Here is a 13,783-nt window from a genome sequence, read left to right on the forward strand (position 1 = left end):
GCGGCGCGGGACGCGGACCGGTACGGGTCTCGGGCGCACTCGCCGAGCGCGGGCTGGGTGCCTCGGAGCGACGGGTCTCGGTCGGACCGCCGGCCGCCTTCGGCATCCGCGGGCCCGGACGCGGACCGGGGGTCGGCGCCTTCGGCGCGGCACCCGGCTTGGGCGCGGACTTGGCCGCCGGCTTCTCGGCGGACTTGGTCGGGGTCGCGTCGGCCTTGGCTGCCGGCTTCTCGGCGCCGTCGGCCTTCGCCTTTGCTGCGGGGGCGCTCGTGGCGGCGGCCTTCTTGGCCGGCGCCTTGGCTGCCTTCTCCTTGGCGGGGGCACCGCCACCCTGCTCCGACTCGATCCGGTCGCGGAGCCGCCGGACCACCGGGGCCTCCACCGTCGATGACGCGGAGCGGACGAATTCGCCCATGTCGTTCAGGGTCTTCAGTACTTGCTTGCTTTCGAGTCCGAGTTCTTTCGCGATCTCGTAGACGCGGGGCTTGGCCACTACTCTCCTTCTCAGCCCGCGTCTGTGCGCGGACCCGTTAGTTGTCTTGCGAACTCATCGGTGCGTACTCATCGAGTGGTCATGAGCGTCAGCCCACCTTCTGATCGTGCCCGGCCACAATGGCCCGGGCGCTGGAACCGCACCCGCGTCGGAAACCGGCGCGGGAACGCCCACCAGTCTATGCCTACGGTGGTGATTTCGCATAAGCGGCCCGCAGTTCGGCCGCGTCCGGGAGCGCGTTGACCTGGCCGCGCAGCGCCCGGGCGAAGGCCCGGCGGCGTACCGCGGTCTCGATGCAGCGCGGGTCGGGATGCAGGTACGCCCCCCGTCCCGGGAGCCGGTGGGTCGGGTCGGGCACCACGCGGCCCTGCTGCAGCACGACGCGAAGCAGCTCCGCGGCCGGTGCCGTGGCCCGGCACCCGATGCAGGTACGCACCGGCCCGCTGCTCTCCCCCACCCGCCACACCCTATCCACCCTCACAGCCAGCCACAGTGCTCTGACAGATCGGTCAGGACCAATTCCCACCCGGCCCCGGCGCAATGGATCCAGATACCAGAACCGATCGAGAGGAACACATGCAGACCAAGAAGAAGCTCGCCGGGCTGCTGCTGGGCGGACTCGCCCTCACCGGGGTCGGGATCGGCGCGGCAGCGACCGCCTTCGCCGATCCGACCCCGACCCCGAACCCGTCCGCCACCGCCTCCCCGGGTACCGCGGGACAGGCCGGGGACCGCGGCGGCAAGGGGCAGCGAGAGGGTCAGCTCGCCCAGCAGCTCGCGACCAAGCTGGGTGTGGACCAGACGAAGGTCAGCGATGCGCTCAAGGCCATCCACGACGAACAGAAGGCGGCCAACGGTGGTACCCCGCCGACCGCCAAGCCGGATCCGGCGACCCGGAACGCCGAGCTGGCCGCCAAGCTCGCCGAGAAGCTCGGCGTGGATCAGGCCAAGGTGGCGACGGCCCTGACCGAGATCCAGGCCGCCGAGACCGCCCAGCGCGACGCCGACTTCAGCAACCGGCTCCAGCAGGCGGTCACCGACGGCAAGCTCACCCAGGCGGAGGCCGATGCGGTCAAGAAGGCCGCCGATGCCGGGGTGATCGGCAAAGGCGGACGCGGTCGCTGACCGGTGCGCTCACAGCCACCCACAGCCGACACACAGGAAATACCGACCGCGGTGCCAGCCCCGACCGAGTGAATGGGGGCCAGCGATCGCAATGGGGTGAACGCTGATGGGGTGGAGTGAATCGGACGCCCTTCACACCCACCGATCCGGACGGATCCGATCCCTTTCCCGAGGATCCGGCCGAGTTGGTGGGGGTGGACGGCGTCCGACCCGTTCCCGGGGTGTTCCGGCACGGGTCCCCGGTCCCGGCGTACCGATCCGCAACAATGGCAGGTGATGAGTATCTGGCAGGAGTTGCTGCAGCGCGCCACGGCGACCCAACCGGTACCCAGCACCCAGACCGTCGCCCTGCTCGGGTTGCTCGCGCTCGGCCTGGTCGTCGCCGCCTGGCCGGTCACCCGGATGGCCGCCACCATCGCCCACGAGGCCGGGCACGCGCTGGCCGCGGTGGTCACCGGCCGCCAGCTGACCGGCATCCGGCTGCACTCCGACACCTCCGGCCTGACCCTGTCCAAGGGCCGACCGCGCGGGCCGGGGATGGTCGCCACGCTGGCCGCCGGCTATCCCGCGCCCGGGCTGCTCGGCTTCGCCGCCGCCTGGCTGCTGGCGGCCGGGCACGCGATCGGGCTGCTCTGGCTGGTCGCGTTCGCGCTGGCGGCGATGCTGCTGATGATCCGCAACTTCTACGGCCTCCTGGTCCTGCTGCCGGCGGTCGCCGGGATCGGTGCGGCGTCGTGGTACCTGCAGCCGATCCACCAGTCCTGGCTGGCCTACCTGGTCTGCTGGGTGCTGCTGCTCTCCGCCCCGCGGCCGGTCTTCGAACTGGCGGCCCGCGGCGGGCGTACCTCCGACTCCGCCCAACTCGCCCGCACCACCGGCATCCCGGCCGGGGTGTGGACCTTCCTCTTCGGTGTGGTCACCATCGCCTGCCTGATCGGCGGGGTCGGCGTCCTCGCCCCGGGCGTCCTCGGTCGCTGAGGCCGCTCCCTAGACTCACCCCATGGCCGACCCTCGACACGCCCGACGACCCGACAGCGATCCCACCTGCATCGAGGTCCGCGGCGCCCGGGTGAACAATCTGCGCGATGTCGACGTCGACGTACCGCTGCGCAGCCTGGTCGGGATCGCCGGGGTCTCCGGGTCGGGCAAGTCCTCGCTGGCGCTCGGGGTGTTGTACGCCGAGGGGTCGCGTCGCTACATCGAGGCGCTGTCCACCTACACCCGCCGCCGGATGTCCCAGGCACCGCGCGCGGCCGTCGACTCCGTCGAATACGTCCCGGCCGCGCTGGCGTTGCGGCAACGCCCCGGCATACCCGGGGTCCGTTCCACCTTCGGCACCGCCAGCGAACTGCTGAACGTGCTGCGGTTGATGTTCTCCCGGCTCGCGTCACATCTGTGCCCCAACGGCCACCGGGTACCGCCGACCATCGATGTCGCCGCCGAGGTGCCGTTCGACTGCCCGGTCTGCGGGGCGCGCGTGCACCCGCCGAGTGCGGAGGAGCTGTCGTTCAACTCCACCGGCGCCTGCCCGCGCTGCCAAGGCCTGGGTGTGGTCCGGCAGGTCGACGACGCCGCGCTGGTACCCGATCCGACGAAGACCCTCGACGGCGGCGCGGTGGTGCCGTGGAACATGTTCGGGTTCAACGTGCAACCGGCGATCGCGCGCGAGTTCGGGGTCCGCACCGATGTGCCCTGGCAGGACCTGACCGACGCCGAGCGAGAGATCGTGCTCAACGGCCCGGAGGAGAAGAAGCACATCACCGTCACCTCCCGCAACGGCGTGCACGACCTCGACTTCACCTTCCGCAACGCCCGGCTCTCGGTGACCAAGGAACTCGAGCGCGCCGACACCGACAAGCGGCTGGCCCGGGTGAGCCGCTTCCTCGTCGAGGGACCGTGCCCGGCCTGCCACGGCACCCGGCTGCGCCCCGAGGCGCTGGCCCCGGTCATCAGCACCCCGGCATCGGGTGAGCTGAATCTGGCCGAGGCGACCGCGCTGTCGCTGGGCGACCTGCTCGACTGGGCGCCGACCGTGCCGGCCACCCTGCCCGACGACATGCGCCGGATGGCCGACAACCTGGTCGACACGCTGAGCCGCATGGCCGGCCGGTTGCTGGAGCTCGGGCTGGCCTACCTCACCCTGGATCGGGCCTCGAGCAGCCTGTCCACCGGCGAGCGGCAGCGGGTGCAACTCGCCCGGGCGGTACGGAACCGGACCACCGGGGTGCTCTATGTGCTGGACGAGCCGTCGATCGGGCTGCACCCGGCGAACATGGCGGGCCTGCTCGGGGTGATGGGCGATCTGTTGCACGACGGCAATTCGGTGGTCTTCGTCGACCACGACGTGCAGGCGCTGCGGCGGGCGGACTGGCTGATCGAGCTCGGCCCCGGGTCGGGTACCGAGGGTGGCCGGATCATCGCCCAGGGCAGCCCCGCCGAACTGGAGTCCGACCGGGATTCCTTGCTGGGTGGGTTTCTGGGCGGCTCGGAGGAGATCGTGGTACGCGACCGGGCAGCCGCCGCCGAGCTGTTCGCGCACGGTGCGATCCGGTTGACGACCGAGGCGATCCACACCGTGCACCCGTTGTCGGTGGAGTTCCCGCGCGGCCGGTTGATCGCGGTGACTGGGGTGTCCGGATCGGGAAAAACCACGCTGGTACTGGAATCGCTGGTACCCGCGTTACGGGCCCGCGCCGAGGATCGCTCGCTGCCGCCGCCGGTGACTTCGCTGGAGGTGACCCCGGCCCCGGCGAAACCGCTGCGCGTACTCGTCGTCGACGCCTCCCCGATCGGTATCAACGTCCGCTCGACCGTGGCCACCTATTCGAAGGTGATGGACGACCTGCGGGAGGCGTACGCCGACACCGACGCCGCCCGGGCCGCCGGGCTGACGGCCTCGGATTTCTCTTACAACACAGGATCTCTGGCCTGCCCACGCTGCGGTGGTACCGGCGAGATCTCGTTGGACGTGCAGTTCCTGCCCGATGTGGACATCGAGTGCCCGGTCTGTCTCGGCAGCCGGTACGCCCCGGCGGCGGCGGATTACCGACGGGACGGGTTGGCGCTGCCGGAGCTGTTGAAACTGACGATCCGCGAGGCCCTCGAGACCGTCACGGGATTGAGCCGGGTCCGCCGCCGGCTGCACGCCTTCGACGAACTGGGGCTCGGTTATCTCACCCTCGGCGAGGCCACCCCGGCGCTCTCCGGCGGCGAGGCGCAACGGCTGAAGCTGGTGAACCAGTTGCACCGCAACCAATCCGACGCGGTGTTCGTGCTGGACGAGCCGAGCGTCGGGCTGCATCCGCTCGATGTCCGCACCCTGATCCGGGTGCTCGACCAGCTCACCCGACGCGGCGCCACCGTGATCGTGATCGAGCACGATCTCGATCTGATCGCCAACGCCGACCAGGTGATCGACCTCGGCCCCGGCGGCGGTACCGACGGCGGCCGGATCGTCGCCACCGGTACGCCCCAGCAGCTCGCCGCCGACCCCGCCTCGATCACCGGCCGCTACCTGGCCAGCACTTGAACTGGGACCAACCCCCGGGTCGGCGAGCGTCCAGCGGCGCGCCCCCGCGATGCAGGCCCACCAAGGAGAAATCCCCGCGTCGCAGACTCGACCGACGCCGATCCCCCCGCGTGGATTTCGACGACTGGGCCGAAGAGCGGGGATTGGGCGCGCCGCGCGCGAGCCGACAGATCAGTTATTCAGTGTCGGGACGGATGTCGATCCGCCAGCCGGTGAGCCGGGCGGCCAACCGGGCGTTCTGCCCTTCCCGGCCGATTGCCAATGACAGTTGGTAATCCGGGACGATGACGCGGGCGGCGCGCAGGTTCTCATCGACGACGGTCACCTTGCTCACCTTGGCCGGGGAGAGCGCGTGCCCGACGAATTCGGCCGGGTCGTCGGAGTAGTCGATGATGTCGATCTTCTCCTCGTTCAGCTCGTGCATCACCGCGCGTACCCGCTGCCCCATCGGGCCGATGCAGGCGCCCTTGGCGGACACGTTCGGATCGTTGGACTTGACCGCGATCTTGGTGCGGTGGCCGGCTTCGCGGGCGACCGCCTTGATCTCCACGACGCCCTGCTCGATCTCGGGGACCTCCATCGCGAACAGCTTCTCGACCAGGCCGGGGTGGGTCCGCGAGACCACGACCTGCGGGCCGCGTACCTCCTTGCGGACCGAGACCACATAGACACGCAACCGCTTGCCGTGGCTGTAGTCCTCGCCGGGCACCTGTTCGGCCTGCGGCATGATCGCCTCCAGGCTGCCCAGGTCGACGCGGACCGTGCGGGCGTCGCGGTCCTGCTGCACCACACCGACGACGATGTCGCCCTCGCTGGCGGCGAAGTGGCCGTATTTGCGTTCGTCCTCGGCGTCGCGGAGCCGCTGGAAGATCACCTGGCGGGCGGTGGAGGCGGCGACCCGGCCGAAGTCGGCGGGGGTGTCGTCGTACTCGCCGATCCGGTTGCCCTCCTCGTCCAGCTCGGGCGAGAGCACCTGCACCTTGCCGGTCTTGCGGTCCAGATGGACCCGGGAGCCGGGGACCGGGTTCTCGGTCTTGTCGTAGGCGTTCAGCAACGCCTCCTCGAGCGCGGTCACCAGGACCTCAAGGGGGATCTCCTTGTCCTTCTCGATGGTGCGCAGCACCGCCATATCGATGTCCATCAGAGATTCCCTTCCTCGTTCTTGCGGTTCAGTTCGACCTGAACCATCGCCTTGGCGATATCGGCGTACGCCCAGCGCTCGTCCTTGGTGGTCTGCTTCTTCGGGTCGACCAGCACGCTGAGGGTGACACCGGAATCGTCGCTGTCGGTGACCCGGCCGGTCACCGGCTCCCCCTCGGTCGGGGTGATCTTGACCAGCCGGTCCCGGTTGCGCCGCCAGTGCTTCGGGTCGGTGAGCGGCCGGCCGGTACCGCGGCTGGAGACCTCGAGGGTGTACGCCGCGTCGCCGACCGCGTCGCTGTCGTCGAGGGCGGTGGAGATCGCGCGGGTGGCCTCGGAGATGTCGTCGAGGGTGGGACCGTGACCGTCGGGGCCGTCGCCGTCGACGGTGACCCGCAGCAGCCGGCGCTTGCCGGCCGGCACGGACTCCAGGTCGTCGAGTTCCAGTCCGTGCTGGGTCAGGATGGGGGTCAGCAGGGCAGCCAACTGGGATTCCTTCACACCACTCACCTCTCCCTGCGCGCTCCTGGTCTCACCGGGGCCCGCGATCCGATTGTCGGTCTCAGTTGTGCGGAGCATCATACCCGCCGATGTCGCAGCCCGCGGGTCGGCGCTCCGTGCGATAGCGTCGGCGCGTGATCTCCACCGACCGTCGCGGCTTCCTGGCCGCCGCGGGGGCCGGGATCCTCGCCCTGACCGGCTGCACGGTCAGCGATCCACGCATCGTCGGCGGTCCCACCACGCCTCCCCCACAGCCCCCGCCCAGCCCGTTGCCGACCATTCCCGGCCAGCAGGTGGCGATCGGCCTGGAGAGCGAACTGGCGGCGCTGTGCGCACGGTTGCAGCAGAACGCCGGCGCGCTGCAGTTGCCCGCCCCGCAGGCGTCCGCGGCGGGCTGGCTGGCGACCGCGCACCAGGCGCATCTGACCGCCCTGCTGGGGGTACGCCCCAGCGACCGGCCGACGACGTTGCCCACCCCGGACGCCCGGTGGAGCCCGCGGCCGGTGCCGACGCCGACGGTGAGCCTGCCCTCGGACCGGGCCGCGGCGCTGCGCGCGGTGACCGAACGGGAGGGCCGCGGCACCGATCCGTACCGGGAGTCCGCGCTGGCCAGTTCCGGCACGACCGCGCTGCTGTGGGGCTCGCTCGCCGCCTACACCCGGGCGGCGGGAACGTTGCTGGGCAGCACCTCGGCACGGCCCGAGCCGCCGGCGGCGGAGGTCCGCCCGCCCGCGCCGGCGAGCGATGTCGAGGCACCCCAGCAGTTGCTGCGCCAGACCGATGCGCTGGTCTACGGCTATCAGGTGGCGATCGGTTCGCTGCGGGGTGCCGAGGCGCAGAACGCCTTGACGGTGCTGGCCCGTCGCCGGACGCTGCGGGACCGGGTGACCGCGCTGCTGCGCGACCGCGGCCAGCAGGCTCCGCCCGCCGAAGCGGCGTACCAGCTGCCCGTCCAGCCGAGTGACGCGGCCACCGCCCGGGAATTGCTGTGGCGGATGGAGATCGCGTTCGCCCCGTTCACCGGGGGCTGGGTGGCCGCCGCCACCCAGACCCCCGATCGCCGGCTCGCCCAGGAGGCGTTGGAGGACGCCGCCCAGCTCGCGGTGAGCTGGGGCGGCCCGCTACCGGTCTGGCCCGGCTGGCCGCTCTGACTCCGGTCCGGCCGGATCCGGCTCGGCCTGCCGCGCGAGATCGGCCACCGCCTGCCGTTCCTCCTCCTCGATCCGACCCCTCGTCTCCGGCGCCCGCCAGACCGCGACCAGGAAGACCAGCACGCTCGCCACGACGAACACGACCAACCGGGACGGGATGTCCGCGGTCGTCGGGCTGGCCAGCGTGACGAAGGTCGGCAGCAGACCGCCGAGCATGAAGCCGGTGTTCCAGGAGATCGCGGTCCCCCGGGCCCGGATCGCGGTCGGGTACCGCTCGTTCAGGAAGATCAGCACCGGTGCGTAGACCGCGTTGGCGAGGAAGGCGATCAGCGAACTGAGCAGCACCGCGGTCCACACCGACGAGCTCGGGATCCGGGCGAGCACGATCAGCAGCGTGGGGATCGCCACCAGGTTCACCGCACCGACCACCAGCATGGTCCGCCGCCGACCCCAGCGCTCGCTGAGTTCCCCGGCCAGCGTGGCGCCGACCACCGACAACACACTGGCCGAGAGCAGCACCCAGCCCCGCTCGGTGGTCGGGATCTTGGTGACCACCCCGAGATAGGTCGGCAGGAAGCCGGAGGTGAGGTAGTACTGCGCGCCGCCGCCGGCGGCGATGACGATGTTGACCAGCGTGACCACTCCGAGCGGGCCGCGCAGCAGTTGCTTGAGGGTGAGCTGCTGCGCCTTGGGAGCGGCAGCCGCCCGCGCCTGGGTTTCCAACCAGACCGGGGATTCCTCCACCTTGCGCAGCACGAAGAAGCTGAGCAGCGCACCGAGCAGGCCGGTCGCGAACATCCACCGCCAGCCGACCTCGTTGAAGCGCTCACCGGGGAAGATCTGCCCGATCACGATGTAGGCGATGCTCGCCATCGCCGCGCCGATCCCGGCGCCACCGCCGCCGACCAGCCCGGACATCAGGCCGCGCCAGCGGGGTGGAACGCTCTCGGTGCCGAGGGTGTGGGTGACGGCCGAGACACCGCCGACGAACAACCCCTGGATCACCCGCAGGATCAGGAAGATCACCGGTGCGATGGCACCCGCGGTGGCGTACGCCGGGACGGCGCCCATCGCCGCGGTGGACAGTCCGACGCCGAGCAGCACCACCACCATCACCCGCCGGCGCCCCAGCCGGTCGGCGAACGAGCCGAACAGGGCGGCGCCGCCGGGGCGCATCAGGATGCTCACCGCGAACGAGACGAACACCAGCGCCAGGCTGAAGGTTTCGCTGCCCTGGGGGAAGATCACCTTTCCGACCGGGCCGGCGACGTAGAGCAGCAGGAACAGATCGAACAGATCGAAGGCCCAGCCCATCACCGAGGCGAACGCGGCGGGCAGCGCGGTCCGGTTGGCCGGATTGGCGGATTCGGTACGCCTGCTCATGAGCGCGCCCCCTGGTCCTCGGTCGCCGACTCGATGAGCTTGCGGCGCAGGATCTTGCCGACCGGGCTCTTCGGCACCTCGGCGACCACGATCACCCGCTTGGGCACCTTGTAGGGGCTCAGCCCGGAGTCCTCCCGCGCCCAGCGGCGCAGCTCGGCCGCCGCGGCCTCGGGGTCATCGGGCGGTTGGTTGAACACCACGAAGGCCGTCACCGCCTGCCCCCAGCGCTCGTCGGCGAGACCCACCACGGCCACTTCGGCGACGTCGGGATGAGTGGCGAGCACGTCCTCCACCTCCACCGGATGCACGTTCTCCCCGCCGCTGATCACCATGTCATCGACGCGGCCGGAGACCCACAGGTCGCCGTCCTCGTCCAGCTGGCCGAGGTCGCCGGTGTGGTACCAGCCGTGCCGCAGCGCCTTCGCGTCCGCATCCGGTCGCCGCCAGTAGCCCGCGAAGGACTCGTCACCGGCGAGGTCGACCACCACCTCGCCCTGCGTACCCGGTGGCAGCGGTTCGTGCTCCGCGTCGCTGTCGGGATCGACGACGCGCAGCCGGGTGTTCAGCCCGGCCCGGCCGGCACAGCCGGGTTTGCTGCCGGCGTCGGGGTTGATCGCGAAGGTGTAGACCTCCGAGGAACCGTAGTGGTTCACGAAAACCTCCGGCTGCAGTTCGTCGGCGAGCTGCCGGGCGAGGGTGCTGGTCATCGGCGCCCCGGCGTACGCCAGCTTGCGCACCGAGGCGAGCGCGCCCTCGCGGGCCGCCCGGAGCAGCGACCAGTAGGCGGTCGGCACCAGGTAGAGCGAGGTGACCCGCTCCTGCTCGATCAGCTCCGCCGCCCGCTGCGGATCGAACCCGGGCAGGCAGACCAGGGGCCCGCCGAGCAGCACGCAGGCGAGCATCGAACGCAGGCCCATGGTGTGGTACATCGGCATCGCGCCCAGTGTCGATTCGCCGATCGCCAGGCGGGTCTGCATGACGTGCGCGCTGGTCGCGGCGTACTCGTTGCGCTGGCTGCGGGGGACGCCCTTGGGTTTGCCCGTGGTGCCCGAGGTATAGAGCATCACGCTCGGATCCTCTGCCAGGACAGGGATTCCGGGCGCCGTGTCCGAGCACTCGGCGGCGGCCGCGACGAGATCGGTGCCGTCGAGACCGGTGGTACCGATGGTGAACACGGTGCCCGGTCTGGTCCCGGCGACCTCGAGTGCCGCCCGGGCGATACCGGCAGCGGCCTCGTCGACCACGACCACACTCGGTTCCGAATCGGTCAGGCAGTAGCCTAGTTCGGTCGCGGACAACCGGATGTTGTAGGGCGTCGAGAGCGCACCGAGCTTCTGGCAGGCCAGATGGACCTCCACGAAGCGGTGGCTGTTGGACAGGAACAGGGCCACCCGATCGCCCTTGTTCACGCCGTGGCGCAGCAGCAGCTGCGCGATCTGGTTGCAGCGCCGGTCCAGCTCGCGCCAGCTGATGCGCTCGGTGTCGGTCACCAGCGCGATACGTTCGCCGAACCGCTCGGCCGTCCAGGCCAGTACGCGTCCGATCTCCATTGATCAGTCCCTTCGGTGAGTACGGAATTTCTTGCCGAGTCCGCGCAGGCTCCGGAGCCGGGAGATGAGCAGGGCGCGCGCCATCGCGAGCGCGTCTGCGGGAGCGGCCTGGCCCTCCAGCGGGGCCTCCCCGCGGGCGGCGGCACCGAGCGCGATCGCGAACCGGGCGAACAGGTCGCGACTGACGTCGGCCACCAGTCCGCGCCCGAACTGGGCGATCCGGCCGGACAGGTACAGGTCGGCCTCGGCGCTCACCCGGGTGCCCGCCGGGTCGGGTTCCAGCCGGAGCCGCAACCGGGCGACGGCCTGTCCATTGGCGGCATCGGACCCCTGGGCGTCCGCCGCCAGGGTGTACGCCGCCTGGTCGCGTTCGGTGACCAGCACGTCGCCGAGGAAGGCGAGCCGCACCGGCCCGAGCGCCAGCCCGACCCGGCCGCGGTAGCGATCATCCCCGAAGTCCCGGACGATCTCGGCGCCGGGCAGACAGGCGGCCAACCGGTGGGTGTCCTCGACCACCCGCCAGACCTCCGCGGGGGTGGCCGCGACGGTCTCGGCGACCGCGATCCGGGCCGTCGGATCCCCGCCGGGGACCACCACCTCCGCCGGCGGCGCGTCGTCGTCGGCGGCCAGGGCGCCGGGCTCCCCCGGTCCGCCCAGCCGCGCGGGCGCCAGCCGCCCGGCCCCGCAGTTCAGCGGTTCCGGCACCCCCTGGGGATGCGCCTCGGCGACCTCGGCAACAGCGCTCACGATATTGCGGTACCCGGTGCATCGGCAGAGCACCCCGGAGAGCTGTTCCGGCAGCTCCTCGGCCGGGATGCCCGGCCGTTCGCTGAGCAGGTCGTAGGCGCTGACCAACTGCCCGGGTGTGCAGAAACCGCACTGCAGCGCATGGTGCCGGCCGAACGCCTCCTGGAGAGGATGCAGCTCGGCCGGCGTACCGAGTCCTTCCACGGTGGTGACCTCGCTGCCCTCGACCTGGCAGGCGAGCACCAGGCAGGAGCGCGCGGCATCCCCGTCGATCAGCACGGTGCACATTCCGCAGACCCCGTGTTCGCAGCCGACGTGGGTGCCGGTCAACCCGAGATGGTCCCGCAGCGCGTCGGCCAGGGTGACCCGCGGGGCGACGTGCACGCTGGCCTGCCTGCCGTTGACGGTGAACTCGACCTTGTCGGCCCGATCGGCCGCCCGCCGGGTGTTGTCGGAGCGGGTCCCGGTGCCGGTGAACCGCTGCCGGGCGAGCCGGGCGATCCCCGTCAGGGAACGATTTCCAGTCATCGGGCGGCCCCCGCTCGTCGCGCGGCGCGGCCGAGTTCGCGGGCGCCGAGCACCCGGACCAGGCGGCGGCGATAGGCCACGTCGCCGTGCCGGTCGCCGGCGGTGGTGGTGACCTCGTCGGCGAGCGCGGCCAGGTCGTCCGCGGTCGGTGGCCCGGCGCTCATCAGCTCGGTGACATCGCGGACCTGGGGCCGGTCGGCCACGCCGAAGCAGGTCAGCCGGGCCGATTCGACCTCCTCTCCGTCGCGCACCCGGACCCGGGCGACCACGCCGACCAGGGCGAAGTCCCCGTGCCGGCGCGCGACCTCTGCCAGCGCGTACCCCTCACCGGGAGTCGGCAGCGGGAACTCCACGGCACCGAGCACCTCCCCCGGCCCGAGTGCGGTCGTCATCGCGCCGGTGAAGAAGTCGGCGGCGGCCACGGTGCGCTCACCCTGACGTCCCCGGATGCGCAACCGGGCAGCCAGGGTGACGGCGACGGCGGGGAGTTCGGCGGCCGGGTCGGCGTGGGCCAGGGAACCGCAGATCGTTCCCCTGCTGCGAATCTCGCGATGCCCGACGAACGGGAGGGCGTACCCGAGCAGGGGCAGGCGATCGGCGAGCTGCCGTTCGGCGGTGCGCTGCCGAACCGCTGCACCGATGCGGAGCCAGCCGTCGCGCTCGTCCCAGCGGTCCCAGTCCCGGACCCGGGTGATGTCGATCAGCGCGGTCGGGCGCCCCAGCCGCATCGCCAGCACCGGGAGCAGCGACTGACCACCGGCGAGCACTTTCGCGGATCCGCCGGCCTGCTCGAGTTCGGCGACGACATCGTCCGGGGCGTCCGGACGGAGATAGTCGAACGGTGCCGCCTTCACCTCAGCGGCCCTCGAATCGGGGTGCCCGGCGTTCGCCGAAGGCGGCGACCCCCTCGGCGAAGTCGTAGGTGCTGCGCAGCATCGAGTACGCCTTGCGCTCCAGTTCGACACCGGTCGCCAGCGGCCCGTCGATCCCCCGGTCGAGGACCTCCTTGGCCGTGCGCAGGGCGATCGGGGAGAACCCGAGCAGGGTGTCCAGCACCCGCTGCACCTCCTCCTCGAGGACGTCGGAATCCTTGCTCAGCGAGGGAATCAGCCCCCAGTCGAGTGCCTGCTGGCCGCTGATCCGGCTCGCGGTGAGGATGTGGTACTTGGCCCGCGACAGACCGATCAATCGGGCCAGCCGCTGGGTGCCGCCGGAGCCCGGCATCATGCCCAGCCGCAGTTCCGGCAGCGCGAACTCGGTGCGGGTGGTGGCGAGCCGGATGTCGGTGGCGAGCACGAGTTCGAGACCCACCCCGAAGCAGTAACCGTCGACCGCCGCGATCACCGGCTTCGGGGAGCGGGCCGGGGCGGTGATGTCCTGGCCGAGGTCGGTCAGTTCGTAGGGTTCGACCTCCATGAAGCCGGCGATGTCGCCGCCGGAGGTGAAGTGCTCGCCCTCCCCGCGGATCACCACCGCACGAATCTGTTGATCGGCGTCGATCTCGGCGAAGCGCTCGGCCATCGCGGCCCGCATCTCCATCGTCACGATGTTGTAGCGGCCATGGCTGAGGGTGAGGTTCGCGACCCGGCCGTCGTGGCTGCGAGACAGGTCGATGGTTCCACCGGTGGTGGGCATG

General features: G+C 71.3%; 13 protein-coding genes. 4 read left to right on the forward strand and 9 right to left on the reverse strand.

Annotated features, from left to right (window positions below; genetic code table 11):
• Both BI335_RS10415 and BI335_RS10420 read right to left on the reverse strand, forming a co-directional pair.
• On the reverse strand, nt 1–493 hold a 493-nt coding region (locus BI335_RS10415; protein WP_172421838.1), incomplete at its 3' end, for a translation initiation factor IF-2 N-terminal domain-containing protein.
• 184 nt (nt 494–677) lie between these two features.
• Entirely contained in the window at nt 678–950 is a 273-nt protein-coding gene (locus BI335_RS10420; RefSeq protein ID WP_094430813.1) for a YlxR family protein, read from the reverse strand.
• Between the two features lie 119 nt (nt 951–1,069).
• Between BI335_RS10420 and BI335_RS10425 the strand changes: the two genes are divergently transcribed.
• The 3 genes from BI335_RS10425 to BI335_RS10435 all read left to right on the forward strand — a co-directional run bounded on the left by BI335_RS10425 (nt 1,070) and on the right by BI335_RS10435 (nt 5,147).
• Nucleotides 1,070–1,618, forward strand: a complete 549-nt coding sequence (locus BI335_RS10425; RefSeq protein ID WP_094430815.1) for a hypothetical protein — start codon at nt 1,070–1,072, stop codon at nt 1,616–1,618.
• A 276-nt stretch (nt 1,619–1,894) separates the two neighbouring features.
• Nucleotides 1,895–2,596, forward strand: a complete 702-nt coding sequence (locus BI335_RS10430) for a M50 family metallopeptidase (RefSeq protein WP_094430817.1) — start codon at nt 1,895–1,897, stop codon at nt 2,594–2,596.
• A 22-nt stretch (nt 2,597–2,618) separates the two neighbouring features.
• Nucleotides 2,619–5,147 (forward strand): excinuclease ABC subunit UvrA, encoded by a 2,529-nt coding sequence (locus tag BI335_RS10435; RefSeq protein ID WP_094430819.1) that lies wholly within the window; start codon nt 2,619–2,621, stop codon nt 5,145–5,147.
• A 175-nt stretch (nt 5,148–5,322) separates the two neighbouring features.
• Here BI335_RS10435 and nusA read toward each other — a convergent pair whose 3' ends face one another.
• On the reverse strand, nt 5,323–6,288 hold the full coding sequence (gene nusA, locus BI335_RS10440; RefSeq protein WP_094430821.1) for a transcription termination factor NusA: 966 nt from the start codon (nt 6,286–6,288) through the stop codon (nt 5,323–5,325).
• Nucleotides 6,288–6,788: a ribosome maturation factor RimP gene (rimP, locus tag BI335_RS10445; RefSeq protein ID WP_229119539.1), complete on the reverse strand. Its 501-nt coding sequence runs from the start codon at nt 6,786–6,788 to the stop codon at nt 6,288–6,290. The genes nusA and rimP overlap by 1 nt, the downstream gene beginning before the upstream one ends.
• Before the next feature lie 134 nt (nt 6,789–6,922).
• On the opposite strand from rimP, the gene BI335_RS10450 reads away from it, so the two are divergent.
• Nucleotides 6,923–7,939, forward strand: a complete 1,017-nt coding sequence (locus tag BI335_RS10450) for a DUF4439 domain-containing protein (protein ID WP_094430823.1) — start codon at nt 6,923–6,925, stop codon at nt 7,937–7,939.
• Here the strand turns inward: BI335_RS10450 and BI335_RS10455 are convergent.
• Genes BI335_RS10455 through BI335_RS10475 form a run of 5 tightly spaced genes read right to left on the reverse strand, consistent with a single transcriptional unit; the run spans nt 7,910 to nt 13,782 of the window.
• A complete protein-coding gene (locus tag BI335_RS10455) occupies nt 7,910–9,322 on the reverse strand; it encodes an MFS transporter (RefSeq protein WP_094430825.1) in 1,413 nt (470 codons plus the stop codon). The two genes, BI335_RS10450 and BI335_RS10455, sit on opposite strands and share 30 nt — an antisense overlap.
• On the reverse strand, nt 9,319–10,872 hold the full coding sequence (locus BI335_RS10460; protein ID WP_094430827.1) for a class I adenylate-forming enzyme family protein: 1,554 nt from the start codon (nt 10,870–10,872) through the stop codon (nt 9,319–9,321). The genes BI335_RS10455 and BI335_RS10460 overlap by 4 nt, the downstream gene beginning before the upstream one ends.
• A 3-nt stretch (nt 10,873–10,875) precedes the next feature.
• On the reverse strand, nt 10,876–12,147 hold the full coding sequence (locus BI335_RS10465) for a xanthine dehydrogenase family Fe-S subunit (protein WP_094430829.1): 1,272 nt from the start codon (nt 12,145–12,147) through the stop codon (nt 10,876–10,878).
• Nucleotides 12,144–13,001, reverse strand: coding sequence for an FAD binding domain-containing protein (locus BI335_RS10470; protein ID WP_094430831.1), 858 nt, complete (start codon nt 12,999–13,001; stop codon nt 12,144–12,146). Before BI335_RS10470 ends, BI335_RS10465 begins: the two co-directional genes overlap by 4 nt.
• Nucleotide 13,002: 1 nt before the next feature.
• Nucleotides 13,003–13,782, reverse strand: a complete 780-nt coding sequence (locus BI335_RS10475; protein ID WP_094430833.1) for an enoyl-CoA hydratase/isomerase family protein — start codon at nt 13,780–13,782, stop codon at nt 13,003–13,005.
• Between the last annotated feature and the right edge of the window lies 1 nt (nt 13,783).

Origin of the sequence: Enemella evansiae (assembly GCF_002250705.1) — a bacterium.
Lineage (GTDB): Bacteria > Actinomycetota > Actinomycetes > Propionibacteriales > Propionibacteriaceae > Enemella > Enemella evansiae.

Excerpts from the sequence above, each read along its gene's own strand:
- BI335_RS10425 (WP_094430815.1), top strand. The coding sequence starts at position 1,070 with ATGCAGACCAAGAAGAAGCTCGCCGGGCTGCTGCTGGGCGGACTCGCC.
- BI335_RS10430 (WP_094430817.1), top strand. The coding sequence starts at position 1,895 with ATGAGTATCTGGCAGGAGTTGCTGCAGCGCGCCACGGCGACCCAACCG.
- BI335_RS10435 (WP_094430819.1), top strand. The coding sequence starts at position 2,619 with ATGGCCGACCCTCGACACGCCCGACGACCCGACAGCGATCCCACCTGC.
- nusA (WP_094430821.1), bottom strand. The coding sequence starts at position 6,288 with ATGGACATCGATATGGCGGTGCTGCGCACCATCGAGAAGGACAAGGAG.
- BI335_RS10455 (WP_094430825.1), bottom strand. The coding sequence starts at position 9,322 with ATGAGCAGGCGTACCGAATCCGCCAATCCGGCCAACCGGACCGCGCTG.
- BI335_RS10460 (WP_094430827.1), bottom strand. The coding sequence starts at position 10,872 with ATGGAGATCGGACGCGTACTGGCCTGGACGGCCGAGCGGTTCGGCGAA.
- BI335_RS10465 (WP_094430829.1), bottom strand. The coding sequence starts at position 12,147 with ATGACTGGAAATCGTTCCCTGACGGGGATCGCCCGGCTCGCCCGGCAG.
- BI335_RS10475 (WP_094430833.1), bottom strand. The coding sequence starts at position 13,782 with ATGCCCACCACCGGTGGAACCATCGACCTGTCTCGCAGCCACGACGGC.